24 protein-coding genes are annotated in these 19,232 nt (G+C 44.7%); 22 read left to right on the plus strand and 2 right to left on the minus strand.

The features are described from left to right. The first annotated feature begins 80 nt into the window (after window positions 1–80). From ACYH0O_RS05705 to cntE, 11 genes are all read left to right on the plus strand, one after another. Window positions 81–866, plus strand: coding sequence for an enoyl-CoA hydratase-related protein (locus tag ACYH0O_RS05705; protein WP_482631546.1), 786 nt, complete (start codon window positions 81–83; stop codon window positions 864–866). Between the two features lie 14 nt (window positions 867–880). Next, complete coding sequence (locus tag ACYH0O_RS05710; RefSeq protein ID WP_482631547.1) at window positions 881–1,951, plus strand: enoyl-CoA hydratase/isomerase family protein; 1,071 nt, start codon at window positions 881–883, stop codon at window positions 1,949–1,951. A gap of 420 nt (window positions 1,952–2,371) precedes the next feature. Then, window positions 2,372–3,220: a histidine racemase CntK family protein gene (locus tag ACYH0O_RS05715; RefSeq protein ID WP_482631548.1), complete on the plus strand. Its 849-nt coding sequence runs from the start codon at window positions 2,372–2,374 to the stop codon at window positions 3,218–3,220. Beyond that, window positions 3,220–4,023 carry an SAM-dependent methyltransferase gene (locus tag ACYH0O_RS05720; protein ID WP_482632504.1) on the plus strand — a complete coding sequence of 268 codons (804 nt, stop codon included), beginning with the start codon at window positions 3,220–3,222 and terminating at the stop codon, window positions 4,021–4,023. Before ACYH0O_RS05715 ends, ACYH0O_RS05720 begins: the two co-directional genes overlap by 1 nt. After that, a complete protein-coding gene (locus ACYH0O_RS05725) occupies window positions 4,023–5,339 on the plus strand; it encodes an opine metallophore biosynthesis dehydrogenase (RefSeq protein ID WP_482631549.1) in 1,317 nt (438 codons plus the stop codon). The genes ACYH0O_RS05720 and ACYH0O_RS05725 overlap by 1 nt, the downstream gene beginning before the upstream one ends. 44 nt (window positions 5,340–5,383) lie before the next feature. Beyond that, the gene (gene cntA, locus ACYH0O_RS05730; RefSeq protein WP_482631550.1) at window positions 5,384–6,976 is read left to right on the plus strand and encodes a staphylopine-dependent metal ABC transporter substrate-binding lipoprotein; all 1,593 of its coding nucleotides are present in this window, start codon (window positions 5,384–5,386) and stop codon (window positions 6,974–6,976) included. Window positions 6,977–7,027: 51 nt separating this feature from the next. After that, entirely contained in the window at window positions 7,028–7,960 is a 933-nt protein-coding gene (gene opp1B, locus ACYH0O_RS05735; RefSeq protein ID WP_482631551.1) for a nickel/cobalt ABC transporter permease, read from the plus strand. After that, window positions 7,961–8,860: a staphylopine uptake ABC transporter permease subunit CntC gene (gene cntC, locus ACYH0O_RS05740; protein WP_482631552.1), complete on the plus strand. Its 900-nt coding sequence runs from the start codon at window positions 7,961–7,963 to the stop codon at window positions 8,858–8,860. Further along, entirely contained in the window at window positions 8,857–9,663 is an 807-nt protein-coding gene (cntD, locus tag ACYH0O_RS05745; protein ID WP_482631553.1) for a staphylopine uptake ABC transporter ATP-binding protein CntD, read from the plus strand. The genes cntC and cntD overlap by 4 nt, the downstream gene beginning before the upstream one ends. A 1-nt stretch (window position 9,664) precedes the next feature. Beyond that, window positions 9,665–10,411, plus strand: coding sequence for an ABC transporter ATP-binding protein (locus tag ACYH0O_RS05750; RefSeq protein WP_482631554.1), 747 nt, complete (start codon window positions 9,665–9,667; stop codon window positions 10,409–10,411). Window positions 10,412–10,448: 37 nt separating this feature from the next. After that, window positions 10,449–11,642, plus strand: a complete 1,194-nt coding sequence (gene cntE, locus ACYH0O_RS05755; RefSeq protein WP_482631555.1) for a staphylopine family metallophore export MFS transporter CntE — start codon at window positions 10,449–10,451, stop codon at window positions 11,640–11,642. A gap of 95 nt (window positions 11,643–11,737) precedes the next feature. On the opposite strand, the gene ACYH0O_RS05760 is transcribed toward cntE, so the two are convergent. Beyond that, window positions 11,738–12,532 carry a sporulation protein gene (locus ACYH0O_RS05760; protein ID WP_482631556.1) on the minus strand — a complete coding sequence of 265 codons (795 nt, stop codon included), beginning with the start codon at window positions 12,530–12,532 and terminating at the stop codon, window positions 11,738–11,740. A gap of 281 nt (window positions 12,533–12,813) precedes the next feature. Here ACYH0O_RS05760 and ACYH0O_RS05765 point away from each other — a divergent pair, with 281 nt between their 5' ends. Continuing rightward, the gene (locus tag ACYH0O_RS05765) at window positions 12,814–13,056 is read left to right on the plus strand and encodes a hypothetical protein (protein WP_482631557.1); all 243 of its coding nucleotides are present in this window, start codon (window positions 12,814–12,816) and stop codon (window positions 13,054–13,056) included. 151 nt (window positions 13,057–13,207) lie between these two features. Here the strand turns inward: ACYH0O_RS05765 and ACYH0O_RS05770 are convergent, their stop codons facing one another. Further along, window positions 13,208–13,507, minus strand: coding sequence for a hypothetical protein (locus ACYH0O_RS05770; RefSeq protein ID WP_482631558.1), 300 nt, complete (start codon window positions 13,505–13,507; stop codon window positions 13,208–13,210). Window positions 13,508–13,772: 265 nt separating this feature from the next. On the opposite strand from ACYH0O_RS05770, the gene ACYH0O_RS05775 reads away from it, so the two are divergent. From ACYH0O_RS05775 to ACYH0O_RS05820, 10 genes are all read left to right on the plus strand, one after another. Continuing rightward, window positions 13,773–13,967: a hypothetical protein gene (locus tag ACYH0O_RS05775; RefSeq protein WP_482631559.1), complete on the plus strand. Its 195-nt coding sequence runs from the start codon at window positions 13,773–13,775 to the stop codon at window positions 13,965–13,967. 59 nt (window positions 13,968–14,026) lie between these two features. Next, window positions 14,027–14,572: a ribonuclease FAU-1 family protein gene (locus ACYH0O_RS05780; protein WP_482631560.1), complete on the plus strand. Its 546-nt coding sequence runs from the start codon at window positions 14,027–14,029 to the stop codon at window positions 14,570–14,572. Between the two features lie 148 nt (window positions 14,573–14,720). Then, window positions 14,721–15,194, plus strand: a complete 474-nt coding sequence (locus tag ACYH0O_RS05785) for a DUF2975 domain-containing protein (RefSeq protein WP_482631561.1) — start codon at window positions 14,721–14,723, stop codon at window positions 15,192–15,194. A 9-nt stretch (window positions 15,195–15,203) separates the two neighbouring features. Beyond that, a complete protein-coding gene (locus ACYH0O_RS05790) occupies window positions 15,204–15,422 on the plus strand; it encodes a helix-turn-helix domain-containing protein (protein ID WP_149157284.1) in 219 nt (72 codons plus the stop codon). A 22-nt stretch (window positions 15,423–15,444) separates the two neighbouring features. Further along, window positions 15,445–16,251, plus strand: a complete 807-nt coding sequence (locus ACYH0O_RS05795; RefSeq protein ID WP_482632505.1) for a DUF817 domain-containing protein — start codon at window positions 15,445–15,447, stop codon at window positions 16,249–16,251. Continuing rightward, on the plus strand, window positions 16,248–16,523 hold the full coding sequence (locus tag ACYH0O_RS05800) for a hypothetical protein (RefSeq protein ID WP_482631562.1): 276 nt from the start codon (window positions 16,248–16,250) through the stop codon (window positions 16,521–16,523). Before ACYH0O_RS05795 ends, ACYH0O_RS05800 begins: the two co-directional genes overlap by 4 nt. Window positions 16,524–16,759: 236 nt before the next feature. Then, window positions 16,760–17,155, plus strand: a complete 396-nt coding sequence (gene spxA / locus ACYH0O_RS05805; RefSeq protein WP_149157287.1) for a transcriptional regulator SpxA — start codon at window positions 16,760–16,762, stop codon at window positions 17,153–17,155. A gap of 96 nt (window positions 17,156–17,251) precedes the next feature. After that, window positions 17,252–17,665 carry an Rrf2 family transcriptional regulator gene (locus ACYH0O_RS05810; RefSeq protein ID WP_482631563.1) on the plus strand — a complete coding sequence of 138 codons (414 nt, stop codon included), beginning with the start codon at window positions 17,252–17,254 and terminating at the stop codon, window positions 17,663–17,665. A 90-nt stretch (window positions 17,666–17,755) separates the two neighbouring features. Then, the gene (locus ACYH0O_RS05815) at window positions 17,756–18,091 is read left to right on the plus strand and encodes an IDEAL domain-containing protein (protein ID WP_482631564.1); all 336 of its coding nucleotides are present in this window, start codon (window positions 17,756–17,758) and stop codon (window positions 18,089–18,091) included. A gap of 285 nt (window positions 18,092–18,376) precedes the next feature. Continuing rightward, on the plus strand, window positions 18,377–19,189 hold the full coding sequence (locus ACYH0O_RS05820) for an MBL fold metallo-hydrolase (protein ID WP_482631565.1): 813 nt from the start codon (window positions 18,377–18,379) through the stop codon (window positions 19,187–19,189). Window positions 19,190–19,232 lie beyond the last annotated feature (43 nt).

Genomic DNA, 19,232 nt, shown 5'->3' on the forward strand with positions numbered 1-19,232 from the left:
GTAGGATCCCTCTATTTGTAGGATATAGGCATTTAGAGGGATCTATTTATCTTGAAATCTTTCAACTGGAGGGGAAAATCTTGAGTTACACATACGCAACGATTAGAAAAGAAAATGATATCACAATGGTCACATTGAACAATCCGCCGGCGAATACATTATCTTCTTCCTGTATCTCCGAATTGCGTTCCCTTTTTCAGGAACTGGTCAGGGATGATGAAACAAAAGCCATCATCCTTACAGGGGAGGGCCGTTTCTTCGTTGCGGGAGCAGACATTAAAGAATTCGTATCTAAATTAGGGGATCATGAACAGGGGTTGGAACTGGCGAAAAATGGTCAGGCTCTTTGCGATGAAATCGAAGGTCTTCAGAAACCTGTCATTGCCGCGATAAATGGGCCATCTCTCGGGGGTGGCCTGGAGTTGGCGATGAGCTGTCATTTCAGAATCATGTCAGATCATGCTACGGTTGGTCTTCCTGAATTAAAGCTTGGGCTGATTCCGACTTTCGGCGGCACACAACGGCTTCGCAAGATAACAGATACAGCAACCGCACTGGATATCATCCTTACAGGGAGGACCCTCTCTGCAAGAGAAGCCGTAGATCTTGGGATAGCTCAGTTAGCTGTAAAAGAAAGTGAATTGTTACAGACGGCAAGAGTAATTGCAACTTCGTTTGTGGAAGGGAAAAGCATGACCAGTGTGATGCGGGCAGTGGAGTGTATTGTACAGGGCAGTAACGTAAGTATGGAACAAGGATTAGAAAAGGAACGTAGAAGATTTGCTGAGTTGTTCCTGACAGAGGATGCGAAAGAAGGGATTCACGCATTCATCGAAAAACGCAAACCAGACTTCACTCATTCATAAAAGGAGGAGATAGAATGTCCGATGAAGTATTGTTTTCCGTTAACCCAAATGGTGTTGCTACGATTTTACTTAATCGCCCGAAAGCACTCAATTCTCTATCTCATGAGATGGTCATCGCTATCGGTGAAAAATTAAGAGAATGGAAGACAGACAATAGTGTATCAATCGTCGTCATGAAAGGTGCGGGTTCAAAAGCGCTATGTGCAGGCGGTGATATTAAATCACTCTATGAAGCGCGTTTGTCTGAATCCGCACGGCGAAAAGCAGAGAATTTTTTTGCTGAAGAATATGAGGTCGATATGGCCGTGTATCAATTTCCGAAGCCAGTCATTGCCTGTTTAGACGGAATCGTAATGGGTGGGGGCGTTGGACTAACATATGGGGCTAGTCATCGCATCGTAACGGAGCGGACAAAATGGTCGATGCCCGAGATGAATATCGGTTTCTTTCCGGATGTTGGCGCAGCTTACTTCTTAAATAAAGCTCCCGGGCACGCAGGTCGTTATCTCGCTTTAACGGCCTCAGTCATACAGGCTCAGGATGTTCTATATGTAAACGGTGCAGACATTTATATGGAAAGTGAGGCATTAGAACGTTTTATTGAAAAAGTGGAAAATACGGAATGGCGACATTTGAAGATGGAGGAAATTCTTGATCAACTGATTGATGAATACAAAACATATTCTTCTAATGAAAGAAAGATTGCCTCTATTCAAAGTGAAATCGATCGGCATTTCGCGTTTGAGACAGTTGAAGAAATCCTTCAATCCCTCGACAGTAAGAAAAGCGATTTTAACTTGAATGTGAAGAAATTGCTCCTTTCAAAGTCCCCTTTTTCATTGAAGATCACGTTAAAACAAATGATTGACGGCAAACAAAAGACAATGAAAGATTGCTTTGCAACCGATCTTCTTCTAGCCAAGAACTTCTTAAAACACGGAGACTTTTATGAAGGCGTTCGGTCTGTCCTCATTGATCGGGACCAGTCACCGAATTATGAGTACAAACATGTTTCAGACGTTACGAACGATGTGGTGGATTCATTTTTCAAACCGATTTCTCCTGTTTCAAAAATTGATAATTGATTTAATTCTAGTCATTGAGTAGTTAAGAGAGATGCTTAATTTACTGAGGGACTACCCGCTTGGAATTGAAAACGACAAAGCCTATAGGTGAGGGGTCTGTCTGACTGCAATAATAGTGAAAATGTAGACGGAATCTGCCTTCCCCTCACTATGTAGAGGGGAAGGTTTCTTTTTGATGCTAGCTAGAAGACCCCCTGATAGAAAACAAGATATGAGGGTAGCCCCTTTTTCCTAATTATGCTTATTGGATAAAATCCGATTGACAGAAACTAAAAAAAGTCATAGCATAATAAAGGTAAATCGTAACTATTACGCTTTAATGATGTTTCTTATATTTTTTTACATAATAAATCGTAATGGTTACGTATTAGTGATTTATCCTTTCAGTATCTCATTACCAAAAGAAGCAGAGGGGTCGAAATGATGCAGGAGATCGAGTTTATCAAATTCAACCCGACGGAGAATATGACAGTACTTGTAAAGACCAAACACCTCAAGGAAGAATATCATCAGATTGCGTCAAGGCTTATGGCATATGACAGTTTATATGCTGAACAGGTGGGCTTCATTGAAGAGTCAAAGAATACGGGTGCGGATTCCAGACTGCAGATGGCCGGGGGAGAATTCTGTGGGAATGCCTGCATGTCGTTGGCTGCCTTCATTGCTTCGGGAAATGCGCTGCCCCTCGGTTGTTCGACCACCATCCTGATGGAGGTCTCGGGCACCGACGAGTTAGTCCGGTGTGGTGTGAAGAATGAAATGGGCTTGTACCGTTGCAGCATGACAATGCCTATTCCCGCTAGGATCAAGAAACAAATGTGGGTGGTGGATGGAAAAGAACTTCCCGTCACGATGATCCATTATCAGGAGGCGGTTCACGCTGTATGGGAAGCGGGACAAGTGGACCCTTCATTGCGCCGGTCGGCGGAAACACTTGCGCGAATGATCAAGTCGTCCTATGAAGGGAATCTGGTCGGTGTTTTGCTCTATGATTCCCAAACCAACGAACTTGCCCCCCTCATCCATGTACCGGATGTAAACAGCATGATGTGGGAACGGGGGTGCGGATCAGGGACCGGATCATTGGGTGCTTATCTTGCATGGAAGCAGAAACGCTGCATCTCGTTGCAGGTCAAACAGCCAGGAGGGGAAATGCATGTAACCGCAGATTGGGATGAAGGGTCCATCACAGCGGTCAGGATTGAGGGGACCGTCGGAATTGTGGCAGAAGGAAAAGCATTTATACACATGATTGAGGAGGTTATATGATGAAGGCGAGCAAGACCTTTGAAGAAGATCTGCGCATCTATTTGGAACGGTTTGATGAAGCCATTCAAAGAAATAGCCTTATGGAAGGGGAGGCTGTGGCGTTAGAGGAATTAATCAACGAGTATTCACGATTCATTCTTAATGAAGAGTACATAAAGAGGTGGGATCAGTTAGCGGATCCACACCTGGTAGATCAGTTAAGAAATCTATCCGCCTTATCCGTGGCCAAGATGGAGAAGTTTCGTGCCCGGAAGCTATTGAGGGGAGATGGAGTGATAGCAGATTACTTTCAAAACATCGAGTCCTGCATTGAAGAGGAGTTCGGGCAGTTTCAGGTGACACGGGAATCGACTGTACTCCTTGTCGGCTCAGGTTCTTTTCCGATGACACCGCTCCTTATTGCGGGGCGCACAGGCTCGAAGGTAATCGGGATCGACATTGACGAAGAGGCGGTCACCATGGGACGGCAGGTTGTTGATCAGTTAGGCAAGGGTTTGAACATCACACTGGAATTTTCGTTAGTAGAACAGCTCAGAGATCTCAAGGAAGTGTCGCATATCATCTTCAGTTCGACGGTTGAAGCGAAATATGACATCCTGGATCAGCTATATGAGCTGACCAACGAAGAGGTAGTTGTGTCGATGAGGTACGGGGATGGTCTGAAATCCCTCTTCAATTTCCCTTCCCGTGAAGTAGATAAGAAGAAGTGGAGAATAGCAGAAAATAGTCTGCGTCCCCAGCAAATATTTGATATCTTAATCTATGAAAAAATTCGTCCCGCTAAAAGTCAGGAGGGTAATTGATGAAAATGGGTAAACGGGTGCTGGTCATAGGCACTGGACCCGCTTCGTTGCAAATTTGTATGATCGTAAAGAACCACCTGGGATGCGAGGTGGGGCTCGCAGGGAGGAATTCCGTCCGGTCGGAATCATTTTTTCAATCGTTAAAGATGAATGGAAATCAGATTCGGGTGTCCGTTCAAAATCACCAGAATGAGAGATTACAAGGTGAATGCCTGATTGATCATGTGTACCGCGGTCTCGGCACGATAAGGGGAGAGTGGGATGTCGTCGTATTGTCCGTCACTACAGACGCGTATCTGGACGTGCTCCACACTATTCCGAGGGAAGTATTCAAAGGCGTCCGGTCGATCGTATTGGTTTCACCGACTTTCGGATCCAATAGTCTTGTGAAGCATGACCTGGCTGATGTTCAACCCGAGGCGGAAATCATCAGCTTCTCTACTTATTTAGGAGATACGAGGTGGATTGAGAGGGATCCTTCTCACCATATCGTTACGACGGCGGTGAAGAAGAAGCTCTATATCGGATCGACCCATCGTCAATCGAAGACGGTTCAAAGCCTGATTTCGTTAGGGCAGGAGCTCGGGGTAGAGTTAGTGCAGACTGAATCCCCATTAGAAGCAGAAACACGCAATATTTCCCTCTATGTCCATCCTCCGCTCTTTATGAATGATGTGACACTGCAGGAGATATTTGACGCGGAACCTTCCATGAAATATGTGTATAAGCTGTATCCCGAAGGACCGATTACCCAGCATCTGATTAGGGATATGCTCGCCCTATGGCAGGAAATGATGGAGATCCTGAAAAGAGTGAATATCAAGCCACTCAACCTACTCCGATTCATGACGGACGATAACTATCCAGTAAGATTGGAAAGCTTATCAAGGAGTGACATCGAAAGGTTTGAACAGCTTGATAGAATCCACCAGGAGTATTTACTTTACATACGCTATACCTCACTGTTGATCGATCCATTTTCGACTCCTGACGAGGCAGGAAGGTATTTCGATTTCTCGGCCGTTCCGATCAGGAAGATGTACAGGAACTTAGAGGGAGAGCTGGATATCCCGAGAATGCCTAAGGAAGATTATTACCGGATCAAGATCATCCAGGGAATTGCACGATTCCTGGAAGTACCGAGCCCTACCATGGACAAGCTGATCAGGATCTATGAGGACAAGCTGACAGAAGTCGCGGAAGTCCATCATGATCAAAAACTTTCCGAAGCCTTTTCCATTCGAAGCTTCGAAGAGGATCTAACGAGGATTACTAGTGAGATGGGAAAAGAGTTGGTTACAAAATTTAAATCGTAATGATTTTGTTTTGTAGAGAGAGTACAAAAGGAGAGAAAAATGGGATGAAGAAGAGATGGACATTAAGCGTAATGATTCTTTTGATGATGATCCTCACTGCCTGCGGAGCGAAAACAGAAGGTGAACAGGACGCAGATAAGGATGAACTGGTTTATGCGACAGCCAAGGATATCAATGATATGAACCCTCATTTATACACGGGGTCTATGGCGGCTCAGGGAAAAGTGTATGAATCATTGGGTGAAAATACAGAGGATGGCATCAAGCCCCTGCTTGCTGAGTCCTGGGAGATTTCAGATGACGGCAAGGTGTATACATTCCACCTTAGGCAAGGTGTTACCTTCCATGATGGGGATCCGTTCAATGCCGAGGCAGTGAAGAAGAACATTGAAGCGGTACAGCGGAATGCGGAGAAGCACGCGTGGATCAAGCTTTCCACTAAAATCGAGGAGGTTCGGGTCATTGACGAGCATACGGTGGAACTTGCCCTGTCTGAACCCTATTATCCTGCCCTTACAGAGCTTTCGATGACAAGGCCTTATGTGTTCCTGTCACCCAATGACTTCAAGAATGGAGAAACGAAGGATGGAGTGAATGGTTATCATGGCACCGGACCCTATATCCTCGGGGAACATAAGGTAGACGAGTTCGCCCGGTTTAAAGCAAACGAAGACTATTGGGGAGGGGCGCCTTCCATCAAGGAAATTACGGCGAAGGTGCTTCCTGCAGGGGAGACGACATTCCTGGCTTTACAAAAAGGGGAGGTCAACTTTGCCTTCACAGATGATCGCGGTGCAGACAGCCTGAATGTGGAAGCGATGAACCAACTGGTCGATACAGGAGATCATCAAGTGGAAAGAAGTGAGGCGATGAATACGAAGATGATCGTCGCCAATAGCAGCAAAACGGATAGTCCCGTTACGGAGACGGCGGTTCGGGAAGCGATCTGGTACTCCATTGACAGGAAGACGATCTCAGAAGATATTTTGGACGGGACGGAAACAGAAGCCCATACCTTATTTTCATCCAATGTCCTTTATGCAGATATTGATCTGCAGAAGAGGGACTTCGATGTCAATAAAGCTAAAAAATTGTTAGAAGAAAATGGCTGGAAGTCCAGTGGTGATGGGGTCCGTGAAAAGGATGGCCGTCCTTTGGCCATGAAGCTATATTATGACGTCAATTCACCTTCTCAAAAAACAGAGGCTGAATTCATCCAAAGCTCATTGAAACAAATCGGTGCGAGTCTTGAAATCGTCGGTGAGGAATCCTCATCCATTGCAAGTAGACGATCAACTGGTGAATATGAATTATTATTTAATCAAACATGGGGTCTCGCGTATGATCCGGTCAGTACGATCGCGGCCTTCACTTCCGATGCTTCTTACCTTCATACAACCAAAGGCATTAGGCAGGCGGATGAACTTTATAGAAAAATCGAAGAAGTGATGGTGACAACGGACGAGGGGAAGAGGAAATCCCTCTATAAGGATATTTTGACGATCGTCCACGATGAAGCCGTATTTATCCCGATATCGAATGGCCGGATGACGGTGGTGGCTCCTGAAGGATTAAAGGGCCTATCATTCAAACAAACACAGTTTGAACTGCCATTCGAACAGATGAGATTCCAATAATGAAAAGGGAAGTGGTTTCCCTATATTGGAATATCCGAGAGGAGGATTGATTTGATACGCTACATCATTAGAAGGTTGTTGATTTCGATTCCGGTCCTATTGATGATCTCCTTTTTAACCTTCGTGTTGATGAGTCTGTCCCCGATGGATCCGGCCGAGGTCGTCCTCAAGTCCCAGGGGGTACCGGTCATTACGGATGAACTGATGGAAGAAACGAGGGAGGATCTCGGGTTTAACCAGCCCTTCTTCCTTCAGTACGGGGACTGGCTGTTAGACTGTCTCCGATTGGATTTTGGAACGTCCTTTGTTACGGGGCAGCCGGTATGGTCGCTCCTTGGACCGGCTTTAATCAATACAGTGAAGTTGACGCTCATTTCATCTGTTGCGGTCATGATCCTGTCGGTTCTCCTTGGAGTGATCTGTGCATTGCAGCAGGACAAAGCGGTGGATCAGTTTGTCAGGGGCATCTCGTTCTTCTTGACGGCCATGCCTTCCTACTTACTGGCATCTTTATTGATCTGGTATTTTTCCGTGAAGCTCGATCTATTTCCGACAAATGGCATGGACTCCTATACAAGTTACATCCTCCCTGTCCTGGTCATTACCATCAGTTATGCGGGGATATACTTCCGGGTCGTCCGAAGCTCGATGCTCCGTCAATTAAGTGAGGATTATGTACTTTATGCCAGGGCATGCGGCATGAAGGAATGGCGCGTCACCGTCTGTATCATACGTAACTCCCTACAGGTCGCCATTTCGGTCTTCTGTATGGCTGTACCGATTATATTAGGGAGCACGGTCGTCGTGGAAAGTGTGTTTGCCTGGCCGGGAGTAGGAAGTTTGAGTATCAGATCCATTGTCAGCAGGGACTTTCCGGTCGTTCAGGCCTATGTACTGATTGTGGCGGTGGCATTCGTGATGTTCAATGCCATTTCTGACATCTTGAATGCCGCTATGAATCCTAGAGTAAGGAATGATCATTAAATGAGACAATTAACGAATTTACGTCATGATAAGCTGGCGATGGTATCGTTGATCGTCATTTTCTTAACCCTACTGAGTGGTCTGTTTGCGCCATTCATTGCTCCACATGACCCTGCGGAAGTCGATATGGGCTTACGTTATGCACCCCCTTCATGGGATTATCTGTTAGGGAATGACCATTTGGGACGCTGTATCTTATCGAGGATCCTTTATGGCATCCGGCCGAGTGTCTTGTGGGTGTTGCTGGCACTGGCCATTTCCGTGGTGATCGGGACGATCGTCGGTTTCCTGTCGGGATATTTCGGGGGAAGGGTAGATGCGGTTCTGATGAGAGTCTGTGATATCATGCTGTCGTTTCCGGGATATGTCATGGCTCTTGCCATTATCGGTGTACTTGGGGTCGGGCTTGAAAATATTTTGATTGCCTTTATTGTCACAAAGTGGGCCTGGTTTGCCCGGGTCATCCGGACTTCAGTCAAACAATTTGCGGAATCTGATTATGTGAGGTATGCAAGGGCCATCGGGGTGGGACACGGCAGGATCATGCTGAAGCATATCGTACCCGTGACGCTTGCCGATATCGCGGTCATTTCCAGCAGTTCGCTTTCCTCGATGATTATGCAGATTTCAGGTTTCTCATTTCTCGGATTGGGGGTCCAGGCCCCTACTCCGGAGTGGGGGATGATGCTGAACGAAGCCCGCTCCGTGATGTTCACCCGGCCGGAGCTACTGCTTGCACCCGGGTTAGCTATCATCGTCATTGTAATGGCCTTCAATTTTCTCTCGGATTCCCTGCAGATTGCATTGGATCCAAGGAGCCGGGGCACAAAGGTTCAGAGGAGGAGCAACCTGTCATTTATCAACCAGGTATCAAGAAAAGAGGTGGCTGAATCAAAATGAATATTCTCGAGGTAAACGAACTGTCCATCGTCGATGAAAATACGGACCAATGGCTTGTGAAGGATAGCTCCTTCCACGTGAAGAAGGGGAGGACACTCGCCATCGTCGGGGAAAGCGGAAGTGGTAAATCCCTGACATGCCGGTCGCTGATGAGGTTGAACCAACCATGGCTGAAAGAAACCGGGACCGTCCTTTTTAAAGGGGAAGATCTCCTTACCCTTTCGAAAAAAGGAATGAGGAAGAAACGGGGCAAACAGATGTACATGATTATGCAGAATGGGATGACCGCATTTGATCCATCCCGTGTCATAGGCGTTCATCTACGTCAGGCGACAACGGAACATTTCAACTGGTCTAAAAGGGAGACGGAACGAAAACTGAAACTCGCCATTGAAAGCGTCATGATCAAGAATCCTGACGAAGTGCTGAACAAATATCCTCATCAATTATCGGGAGGTATGCTCCAAAGGATCATGATTGCTCTTGCCCTTATCTTGGAACCAGATCTCATCATAGCCGATGAGCCGACGACAGCACTTGATACCATCACCCAGTATGAAGTGGTGAATCAGTTGATCGAGTTACGGGAAAGAATGGGGTGCTCCATGATCTTCGTCTCCCATGATCTGGGAGTGGTCCGTCACATAGCAGATGATCTATTGGTGATGAAGACCGGCAGGATCATTGAACGGGGGAAGGCTCAATCGGTGTTCAGAGAGCCGGAAAAGGAGTATACGAAATACCTGGTATCCACCAGGAAATCGTTGAGTCACCATTTTAACAGTCTGATGGGGAGTCATTAATATGCTGAACGCTTATCATGTAAACAAATCATATCAACGTGGAGGCCTCTTTTCGAAAGAGAGGAAGCAAGTGCTGACCGATGTCAGCTTTGAAGTGAAGCGAGGAGAATGCCTGGGCATCATCGGGGAAAGCGGCAGCGGCAAATCAACACTGGGGCGGCTCCTGATCGGGATTGAAAAGCCGGACCGGGGAAACGTTACCCTTGATGGTGTTGATATAGCAGACACGAGCCGACGAATCGGGAAGATCAGCGCGGTGTTCCAGGATTACAAATCCTCCATCAATCCATTTTTTACAGTGGAGCAGGCCATCCTTGAGCCTCTTGAGCTGCAGAGGATATCAGAGGATCAACAGACCAAAAAGGTCGACGGATTGTTGAGTGAAGTTGGGTTGCCTCATACATACAAGCATAAATATCCCCATGAATTGTCCGGTGGAGAGATTCAAAGGGTGTGCATCGCGAGAGCAATCTCCACTGAGCCTTCTTGCATCCTCTTTGATGAAGCTATCAGTTCCCTTGATGTGTCGGTTCAATTACAGGTATTGGATCTCCTCCGGAAACTGAAAGAAACACATAGCATGACTTATGTGTTCATCACCCATGATATTCAGGCAGCCGCCTATATCTGCGACCGCATCCTCATCTTTCGCTACGGACAGGTGGAAGAGGTGGTGGAAACTGAGAGCTTAAAGGACGTTCAATCCGATTATGCGAAACACCTGTTGCGGGCATTGGTCACGTTTTAGTCCCGAAAATCATCAAGATGTCAGGAGGCGATAGACAGTGTATGGAGCATTATCGTGGCCATTCTTACGACTATATCTGGTAGTCCTTTGTTATTTCAGTTCCAACGCCATCCTGAATGTGCTCATCCCCCTTCAAGGAAAAGAGTGGGGAGCAAGCAACACGACGATCGGCCTGGTGATGGGGGCATATCTATTTACGACGATGTTCTTCCGTCCCTGGGCTGGTCAGATCATTCAAAAGTACGGACCGACCCGGATCCTGCGCATCATCCTGATCCTGAACGGGCTAGCCCTTGCCCTATACGCTATTTCAGGCCTGGGAGGCTATTTAGTGGCACGGATGCTGCAGGGGGTGGCGACGGCCTTCTTTTCCATGGCCATGCAGATCGGGATCATTGATGCACTGCCTGAGAAAGACCGGTCGCAAGGGATTTCGCTTTATTCTTTATTTTCCTATATCCCGGGAATCCTTGGTCCGCTACTAGCCATCGGAATCTGGCAGGAAGGAATGGATTCATTCGGTTACGTTATGATTGGGCTTGCCGTTGTGACGGGCTTATTTGGGTACAGCGCCAAGTTGGAAACGAAAGAAGATGAACCGATACCGGTAATAGATGGAAAAGGGGGAAAGATGTTTGCATCCTTTTCCAAATTGGTGGAAAATCCTTTCTTATTTAAATGCAGCGTACTCATGCTTGGTTCTTCAATCATTTTCGGGGCAATCACCACCTTCATCCCTCTATACGCATTACAGATGGAGAGTGGAAGTGCCGGAGTATTTCTCATGCTGCAAGCTGCAACCGTTGTGTTTGCACGGTTCACCTTGAGAAAACATATTCCATCTGACGGTAAATGGCATGCCCCCTTTGTCATGGGGACCATGCTTCTTCTAGCACTGGCAGCCCTATGCATCAGCTTCTCACAGATGTTCGGCAGCGTCCCGTTCTATGTGGGGGCTGTCGGGATCGGAATGGCACAGGCATTGATTTATCCAACGCTCACCACGTATTTATCTTTTGTGCTTCCGAAAGTGGAACGGAATGTCCTTCTGGGGCTCTTCATTGCAACGGCCGACTTAGGAGTTTCCCTTGGTGGGGTGCTGATGGGACCACTTGCCGACCTCTCGTCTTACTCGTTCATGTATGGGATGTGTGCCATATTGGGGGGCATGATGACCTTCTTTTCATTCAATAGAGGCAAAAGGGTATCGGTAAGGGAGGAAACATCTTGATATGTTCAAGAGGTGGAAGTTCGAGTCAATAGAAAGAAACGATCAGGGATTTATAGCCCCTGATCGTTTTTTAGTGGTTATGTTAATGTTCTTGGTTAAAGAACCTCATCAATAATCTCTTCAAACACATCACTCACACAGCTTCTCTTAAGCAGGATTTCCTGGTTATTGAGAGTCACGCTTCCTCTGTGCTCATCCAAGTTGAACTTTTCTTTTAAGACCGCCATCGATCCTTTGCTGCGTTTGTCGATTTCGAAGTAGATGGTGGAATCATGGTCGCCCTGAAGGATATAGACTTCGAGTTCGTCGAGCTTCCGACTGTATTTGCCGAAGGATGGAGTGAATTCATATTGCTGCACAAAAGGACGATTCGTTTTCACCCATGCGGGGGTGTTCTGACTCTCCATCTGCTTGAATTTAAACCCGATGACCTTGATGGCATCCATAATATTTTCATGTACGGTTGTCGGTTCAACGGATATATAAACCCTGTCCTTTGAATCAACAGCATTCTTGATATCGACACCTGTATCAATCCAGACCGGCGGAACATTCTTCTGCGTTTCAGGATGTACCATCGTGATCGGCGTATCCAGAGGAACCTTGAATGAGAATGGAATATGCTTCTTTTCTCCCTTAGAAATAGTGAAGGGCTCATTGAGCTGGTGGACTTCCACAACGGCAGGTGACAGTCGATCTCCGCCTTCATGACCGTACATCGTCATCAGCTTCAAATCGATTGATTCGATTCGCTGATCTGTATTTCCACCTTTCACCTCTACGACTCCCTCGAGCAGCTCACCCTGCTGAATATAATCCCGCTTCACCTTCGTATCAACCGTCGCGGAACCAATCCCAATACTCGCAACCACTTTATTGAAAATGGACATATGCATTCATCCCCCTTCTTATTATCCCTATCGTAGCATAGATTGTCAGGTTGGGAGGAAGGGGAAGTGTTCAAGATATATGAACACTTCCGATAAGCATCTATGATTGTCACGCCGCCGGAAATGCGTTACGCCAATCAGATCCTCCTTTTTAGACTAATGTATGAAACGCGTTTCATAGCAAGGGGAAAATAAAATAATGAGTCAAGCAGCTGGGCCTGTCATGTAAACTCCAATCCTCTCATATTCATAATAAAGACATCATAAGGGGGTGTGACATTTTGAATAACTTGATGATACCTGCTTTCATCGTGCTTATAATCCTTATTTTTATTATCTGTATCTACTTTATGACCAGGTACAAGCAACAGGCTGTTCAAGTCTTTACATTAGAGAGTTTCCTTCATTCGTCTAAACTGGGTGAAGATGAGGGGAAGGATCATAGCTTAATAGAAAAGGTGAATGATTATTTTGATGATGGAGATAGCGATGGGGATGGAGATGGTGGGGATGACGGGGCGTGAAATTCCCCGTCTTTTTTTATTTATGGAAGCGAGTTGCATGGGCCCCTGGATGGGCAAAGCATGTAAAGATTTAAAGGGAAATCGACACAGATGCTCAATTATTCGAAAATCGGCACAATAAAACATCGAAAGCTGGATACGTTCTTTCTAACTAGCCAGGCTCATTATCTGCATCTTCTATTGTATTCTCTCCGCCATCTCTAACAACCTGTCCAAACTGGTTGGCATTTTGACCACCTTTATCCGCGATCTGTCCGCCTTGGCTTGCATTCTCTCCATCTTTTCCAGTCAGGTTCTGCGACCCTTCCGATGCGGTTTGTTCCACACCGGCATTGCCACCTTCATTTGCAAGATTATTCGTATTATAAATATTGATATAAATTTTAATTCCATCTTTATCGTGCTTGAAGGAAACTTCTGAATTTTTAGGATCATCTTTATGTTTACCCAAGTTACATTCACCTCCCGTCTGGTATGTTACTACTAAAATATTCATTGCACTCGTAAGTGATTGTGAACTTGTCCTAGTGTTTCTGTTTTCTTTCTATTAACAGAAACACTGGTTTGTATATTCCAAAAAAGAAGGAACTCTTCTTCCAGTTAATAGAGATAACAAATAGCAGGATGTTTCAAATAAATGTAGAAGCATAAACATAGGGGTTTCCTGGATATACCAATTTATAAAGTGACTGAAATAATTATTGAAAGAGATGATCATGATGCTAAACTTCAACCGTCTTAATCACATAACAAACGCGGATGAATGGAAACAAGTATATGACGAGGAAATTCATAAACTCGACGAACTTTATCAAGAGGAAGAGCGCTTATATTATAAGATGTATGCGGAAGGGATTGAGAGTGAACGAATCAATGAAATCCTTTGCTTATTTGGCGGAAAGGTTATCTGAAGAATAATTCATGGAGACTGATTGCATGAGGACATAAACAGAAAAAGGTTTGAGGGATAATGATGCTTAAAAGAAAATATGGAGACCGTGCGGATTGGAAACGAGTAATCAAACGAAAATATGCACAGACGTATCTCGATAACGGGGAATATAAGGGCTATATCACATTATTGAATACAATAAAAGTAACGGAACCATTATCTGTTCGTTATGGGGAAAAGAGTGTATGTATTGTGGATGATGGTTATATGTGGCTGCAGCAATTTCCAATCGGTAAGAATCATTCAGTAACGACGATGTTTGATGCAGGTGGTGATATCGTTCAATGGTATATCGATGTTTGCCTTTGCAATGGAATAGAAAATGATATTCCCTGGATGGACGATTTATTCTTAGATATTGTCCTATTACCAACGGGAGAAATCATTGAAAAGGATGCGGATGAGCTTGAAGATGCTTTATTGAAAGGAATCATAGATAAGCCTCTATACGATCTGGTATGGAATGAAGTGAAAACCCTAAAAGGTCTCATAAGGAAGGGCAGCTTTGACTTGATAAAATGGTCACATAGCCATAAGGAAATCTTATCTAACCTTTGGCAGTAGCATGCATTAAAGCATTTCTTTATCACCAGGAATGCTTTTTATATTGTCTAATACAATAATAATCAACTTATTTTCAATAAGTTTTTATTGTAAAACGATAAATTATATATTAAGATTAAATTGAATTTAAATAAGCGAGGTGCTTTTGATGAAACGAGAAACACTCTTTTTGAAAATAGCTGTTTTTCTTATAGGAACCCCGGTTCTTGCTTTATGCGTATTCGGGTTGCCCTGGTTAGCGAAGGATTCGGCTGGTTCGGAGCTGGCATATTTGATATATGGTATCTTAGTCGTGATGTATGTATCGGCGATCCCGTTTTTCGTTGCCTTGTATCAGGCGATCAGACTATTAAGCTATATTGACAAGAACAACGCGTTCTCGGAATTATCGGTTAAGGCGTTAAAGAATATTAAATATTGTGCAACCACCATCTCGATCGTGTATGTGGCAGGGATGCCTCTCTTCTATCTCATGGGAGAGAAAGACGACGCCCCAGGGGTCATATTGATCGGGATGATGTTTGTTTTCGCTCCGTTGGTAATTGCGGTATTTGCGGCAGTTCTTCAAAAGCTATTAAAAAATGCCATCGATATAAAATCAGAAAATGACTTAACGGTCTGAGGTGAAAATATGGCGATTATAATCAATATTGATGTGATGCTGGCGAAAAGGAAAATGAGCGTGACAGAGCTATCGGAGAGGGTTGGAATCACGATGGCGAACCTTTCTATATTGAAAAATGGAAAGGCAAAGGCGGTTCGATTATCCACTTTAGAGGCGATCTGTAAGGCATTGGAGTGTCAGCCCGGAGATCTATTAGAATACCAAAGTGAGGAAGACATTCAATAAACAGGGTTTGGAGGCAAAAATCATGAGAGCATTAAAACAACTCGTTCGATTTGGTTGGGAGCAGGCCCTGTCCTGTTTGTTCCCTGTCGTCATTTTTGCCTCTTTGGCTTTGACACAAGTCATCCCGCTGCCCTTCTTGCCGCGGTATGACTGGCTGCTCATCATCTGCCTCCTGATGCAGTGGGGGATGCTGCGTTCCGGGCTTGAAACACGGGATGAACTCAAGGTGATCACCTTGTTTCACCTCATCGGGCTTGCCCTTGAACTTTTTAAGGTCCATATGGGCTCATGGTCTTATCCCGGGGAAGGGTATTCCAAAGTGTTCGGGGTGCCTTTGTACAGTGGATTCATGTACGCAAGTGTGGCGAGTTATCTTTGTCAGGCGTGGAGGAGGCTTAGGGTGGAACTGGTGAAGTGGCCACGGTTTTTAATCGTTTTCCCTCTTGCTGCTGCCATTTATTTAAATTTTTTCACCCACCATTACTGGATCGACGTTCGCTGGTGGTTATCGGGACTCGTTCTGATCGTCTTTTGGCAGACATGGGTCCTGTACGAAGTGGGCGGAATCCGTTACCGCATGCCACTTGCCCTTTCATTTGTGCTCATCGGATTTTTCATATGGATAGCTGAAAATATCGCCACGTTCTTTGGTGCATGGGAATATCCAAATCAAACCGATGCCTGGAGTCTCGTTCATCTAGGGAAGGTGAGCTCTTGGCTCTTACTGGTGATCGTCAGCTTTCTGATCGTGGCGATGTTGAAGCGGGTGAAGGGGAACGGTTCGGTTCAGGTTGGGGCGGATCCACTTTCCACCGGACATAACCAATGAGGTCAGGAGAGATAGGTTTAAAAAATATAGCTTTCTTTATCATCCTGGTACATACCATCATTTTTATTCTGTGGATCATGAACTCAGGGTACTTGTTTTCAACGGTTGGAACGACATTTTGGATTACGTCGGTAGCTTTAGGGTTCCTCATTCAAAAACAGCTGGATGATGTCATGATGTTAAGAAAGATATTGGTTATATCTAATTGGTGGATGGTGTTTTTGATGATCATGACTGTGGGAATTTATTTTGTTGTGAGTTCAATGCCTTAACCTTGATGAATGATTAATTGTAGATAAAATGATTATTCAGGTAAATGGTAAAAATAATTTCTACTTTTTGTAGAGGTGGAATTCTTCCTTTAGCCGGGAAGGGTTCTTTGTTTTGAAAAAAGATAGTTGACAAACCAAACTGTAAATTATATTATTACAGTGTATCCAAAAGACAACAAATTTTTTTAGGGAAACTGTTACTTTTTTTATTACAATTAAGAAGGAGTGAGTAAATAATGGTCAATTTATATCTGACACCGAGCTGCGCATCCTGCCGTAAAGCAAGAGCATGGCTTGATGAACACTCAATCGAATATGTGGAACGAAATATGCTGACAGAACCGTTGACACCTGACGAGATCAAATCGATTCTTCGCCTTACGGAAAATGGAACAGAAGATATTATTTCCACTCAATCAAAGGCTTTCCAAGAATTAAATGTAGACGTTGATTCGTTGCCACTCCAGGATTTATATACATTAATCAGAGAGAATCCACAAATGCTGAAGAGACCCATCATTCTGGATGAAAAAAGATTGCAGGTTGGTTATAACGACGAAGAAATCCGCAGCTTTCTTCCGAGAAAGGTTCGTACTTTTTCATACAAAGAGTTGCAAAAAATGGCCAACTAGGAGCACGTATCCCATGCGGTATTCTTGACTATTTAAACTGTAATATGTAAAATTACAGTAAGAGTCACAAAGCGCTTTTGATTTAGGAGGCAGGCCATGAATAGCGACTTTACTTTAGCCATTCACAGTTTAACGTACCTGGCACTGAAGGCAGATCGCATGTCGACAAGTGATGCGATTTCAGAAAGTGCCGGGGTCCATCCAGTCCGCATTCGTAAAGTCCTGAGTTTGTTAAAAAAACAAGGATTTATCACATCAAAAGAAGGAACGGGCGGTGGATTTATCTTTGTCAGGGAGTTAAGAGAGATCAATCTTTGGGATATCTATAAGATCACCTCTGAAGGCTCACTGCAGCCGAAATGCACGGATTCTAATGAAGAGTGTGTGGTAGGGGCCAATATGAAAAGCGTTCTTTTTCACATTTTCCTTGGTGCAGAAGTAAAACTGGGGGACTATTTAAAGCAATACACCATCAAAGATATTGTCGATTTGATCAATGAAGGAAAATAGAAGAAGGCTGGGAGACAGCTTTTTTCTGGTTTAAATGTAATTTAAAATATTACAGTTCAGTTGAAATTTTTTATAAGAAGGTGAATAAGGATGATGTCAGACAATCAATCAATCTTAAAAACGGGAGATTGGATCAAGGGTAAATCACACTCAGGTGAATTAATCATCGGATACATTGAGAACCTTGATATCCAAGGCACAACCGTAAAAGCCAAAGTTGTGACCAGTGATAATAAAACCATTGAAGGCAGTACCATCCCCCTATTGAGCAAACAGGTGAAAAAAATACCAGAAGCGAATGTGAAAAACAAGGAACAAATCCAGTACCTGATTGACCTGGCGCTTGCAACGGGTGATCAAGAGTGGTTCTTGGAATTGACCACCAAGTTGAATTCCATAAGGGAGCTTGCAGAGGGTATAAAGTGAACGTCATGAAAAGGAGCTGAAGAGCGGGATTCTTCACACCTTTTCATTTAGTGCGCAAATATAAACAGCGTTTTAATGCTATCCCTCAATTCCAACTATAAAGAAGCTGCTGATCCATTTTATTGGGTCGGTAGCTTCTTTTTTCTTAAGAATTTACCATACAGGGAGTCAACCACCTTCTCCTTCTAAAGTCGTAGAATACATTTGACCATTCGGTGGAAGAGGATTACTAGAAAATGGAATAGAATAAAAGAAGTGGTTAATAAAAAAAGGAGGAGATTTACGATGAACAAATATGTGTGTTCAACATGTGGAACCCAATACCCTAAGAGTCAGGAAGAACCTGAAAGATGCCCCATTTGTGAGGAAGAACGTCAGTATGTCAATCCAGATGGTCAAAGCTGGACGACTCTCGATGAAATGATCTGGAGAGGAATCTATCAAAATACCATTCTGCAAGAAGAACCGGGACTGTACAGCATCACCACTACGCCGAAATTCGGCATCGGACAGACGGCTTACCTGATATCGACTGGCGGCTACAATGTTTTATGGGACTGTGTCACGTATCTGGATGAAGTGACGATCCGGACCATTGAAGAGTTGGGCGGCATCGATGCAATCGCGGTTTCCCATCCGCATTATTACTCTGCACAGCTGGAGTGGGCTGACCGGTTTGATGCGGACGTTTATCTTCATCGGGATGACCAGGCCTGGGTCATGGAACCGGGAGAGAGGATCAGGTTTTGGGACGGGGAAGAGCTGACGTTGAGCGAAGGGATTTCACTGCACCGTCTCGGTGGGCATTTCAAAGGAGGAGCGGTCCTTCACTGGAGTCAGACAGGGGTTCTCTTGACAGGAGATATCATCCAGGTGGTGGCGGATACGGACTGGGTCAGCTTCATGTACAGCTATCCCAATTTCATTCCCCTGCCGGCAGGTAAAGTGAAGGAAATGGCTGAAAAAGTAAAGCCTTTATCTTTCCACAAGCTGTATAATGCCTTTCATCGGGTGATAGAAAAAGATGCCGATCAAGCGGTCCAACGATCTGCAGAACGATATATAAATGCTTTAGAAGGGAAACTGTTCTCTACATAATCGAAGGGTCCCCTCACTCTATTCGAATTATAGTGAATATTAT

The organism is Rossellomorea sp. H136, assembly GCF_056838065.1.

Coding starts and splice junctions, on each gene's coding strand:
- ACYH0O_RS05710 (WP_482631547.1), top strand. CDS start 881: ATGTCCGATGAAGTATTGTTTTCCGTTAACCCAAATGGTGTTGCTACG.
- ACYH0O_RS05715 (WP_482631548.1), top strand. CDS start 2,372: ATGATGCAGGAGATCGAGTTTATCAAATTCAACCCGACGGAGAATATG.
- ACYH0O_RS05720 (WP_482632504.1), top strand. CDS start 3,220: ATGAAGGCGAGCAAGACCTTTGAAGAAGATCTGCGCATCTATTTGGAA.
- ACYH0O_RS05725 (WP_482631549.1), top strand. CDS start 4,023: ATGAAAATGGGTAAACGGGTGCTGGTCATAGGCACTGGACCCGCTTCG.
- cntA (WP_482631550.1), top strand. CDS start 5,384: ATGAAGAAGAGATGGACATTAAGCGTAATGATTCTTTTGATGATGATC.
- cntC (WP_482631552.1), top strand. CDS start 7,961: ATGAGACAATTAACGAATTTACGTCATGATAAGCTGGCGATGGTATCG.
- cntD (WP_482631553.1), top strand. CDS start 8,857: ATGAATATTCTCGAGGTAAACGAACTGTCCATCGTCGATGAAAATACG.
- ACYH0O_RS05750 (WP_482631554.1), top strand. CDS start 9,665: ATGCTGAACGCTTATCATGTAAACAAATCATATCAACGTGGAGGCCTC.
- ACYH0O_RS05760 (WP_482631556.1), bottom strand. CDS start 12,532: ATGTCCATTTTCAATAAAGTGGTTGCGAGTATTGGGATTGGTTCCGCG.
- ACYH0O_RS05775 (WP_482631559.1), top strand. CDS start 13,773: ATGATGCTAAACTTCAACCGTCTTAATCACATAACAAACGCGGATGAA.
- ACYH0O_RS05780 (WP_482631560.1), top strand. CDS start 14,027: ATGATGCTTAAAAGAAAATATGGAGACCGTGCGGATTGGAAACGAGTA.
- ACYH0O_RS05785 (WP_482631561.1), top strand. CDS start 14,721: ATGAAACGAGAAACACTCTTTTTGAAAATAGCTGTTTTTCTTATAGGA.
- ACYH0O_RS05790 (WP_149157284.1), top strand. CDS start 15,204: ATGGCGATTATAATCAATATTGATGTGATGCTGGCGAAAAGGAAAATG.
- ACYH0O_RS05795 (WP_482632505.1), top strand. CDS start 15,445: ATGAGAGCATTAAAACAACTCGTTCGATTTGGTTGGGAGCAGGCCCTG.
- ACYH0O_RS05800 (WP_482631562.1), top strand. CDS start 16,248: ATGAGGTCAGGAGAGATAGGTTTAAAAAATATAGCTTTCTTTATCATC.
- spxA (WP_149157287.1), top strand. CDS start 16,760: ATGGTCAATTTATATCTGACACCGAGCTGCGCATCCTGCCGTAAAGCA.
- ACYH0O_RS05810 (WP_482631563.1), top strand. CDS start 17,252: ATGAATAGCGACTTTACTTTAGCCATTCACAGTTTAACGTACCTGGCA.
- ACYH0O_RS05815 (WP_482631564.1), top strand. CDS start 17,756: ATGATGTCAGACAATCAATCAATCTTAAAAACGGGAGATTGGATCAAG.
- ACYH0O_RS05820 (WP_482631565.1), top strand. CDS start 18,377: ATGAACAAATATGTGTGTTCAACATGTGGAACCCAATACCCTAAGAGT.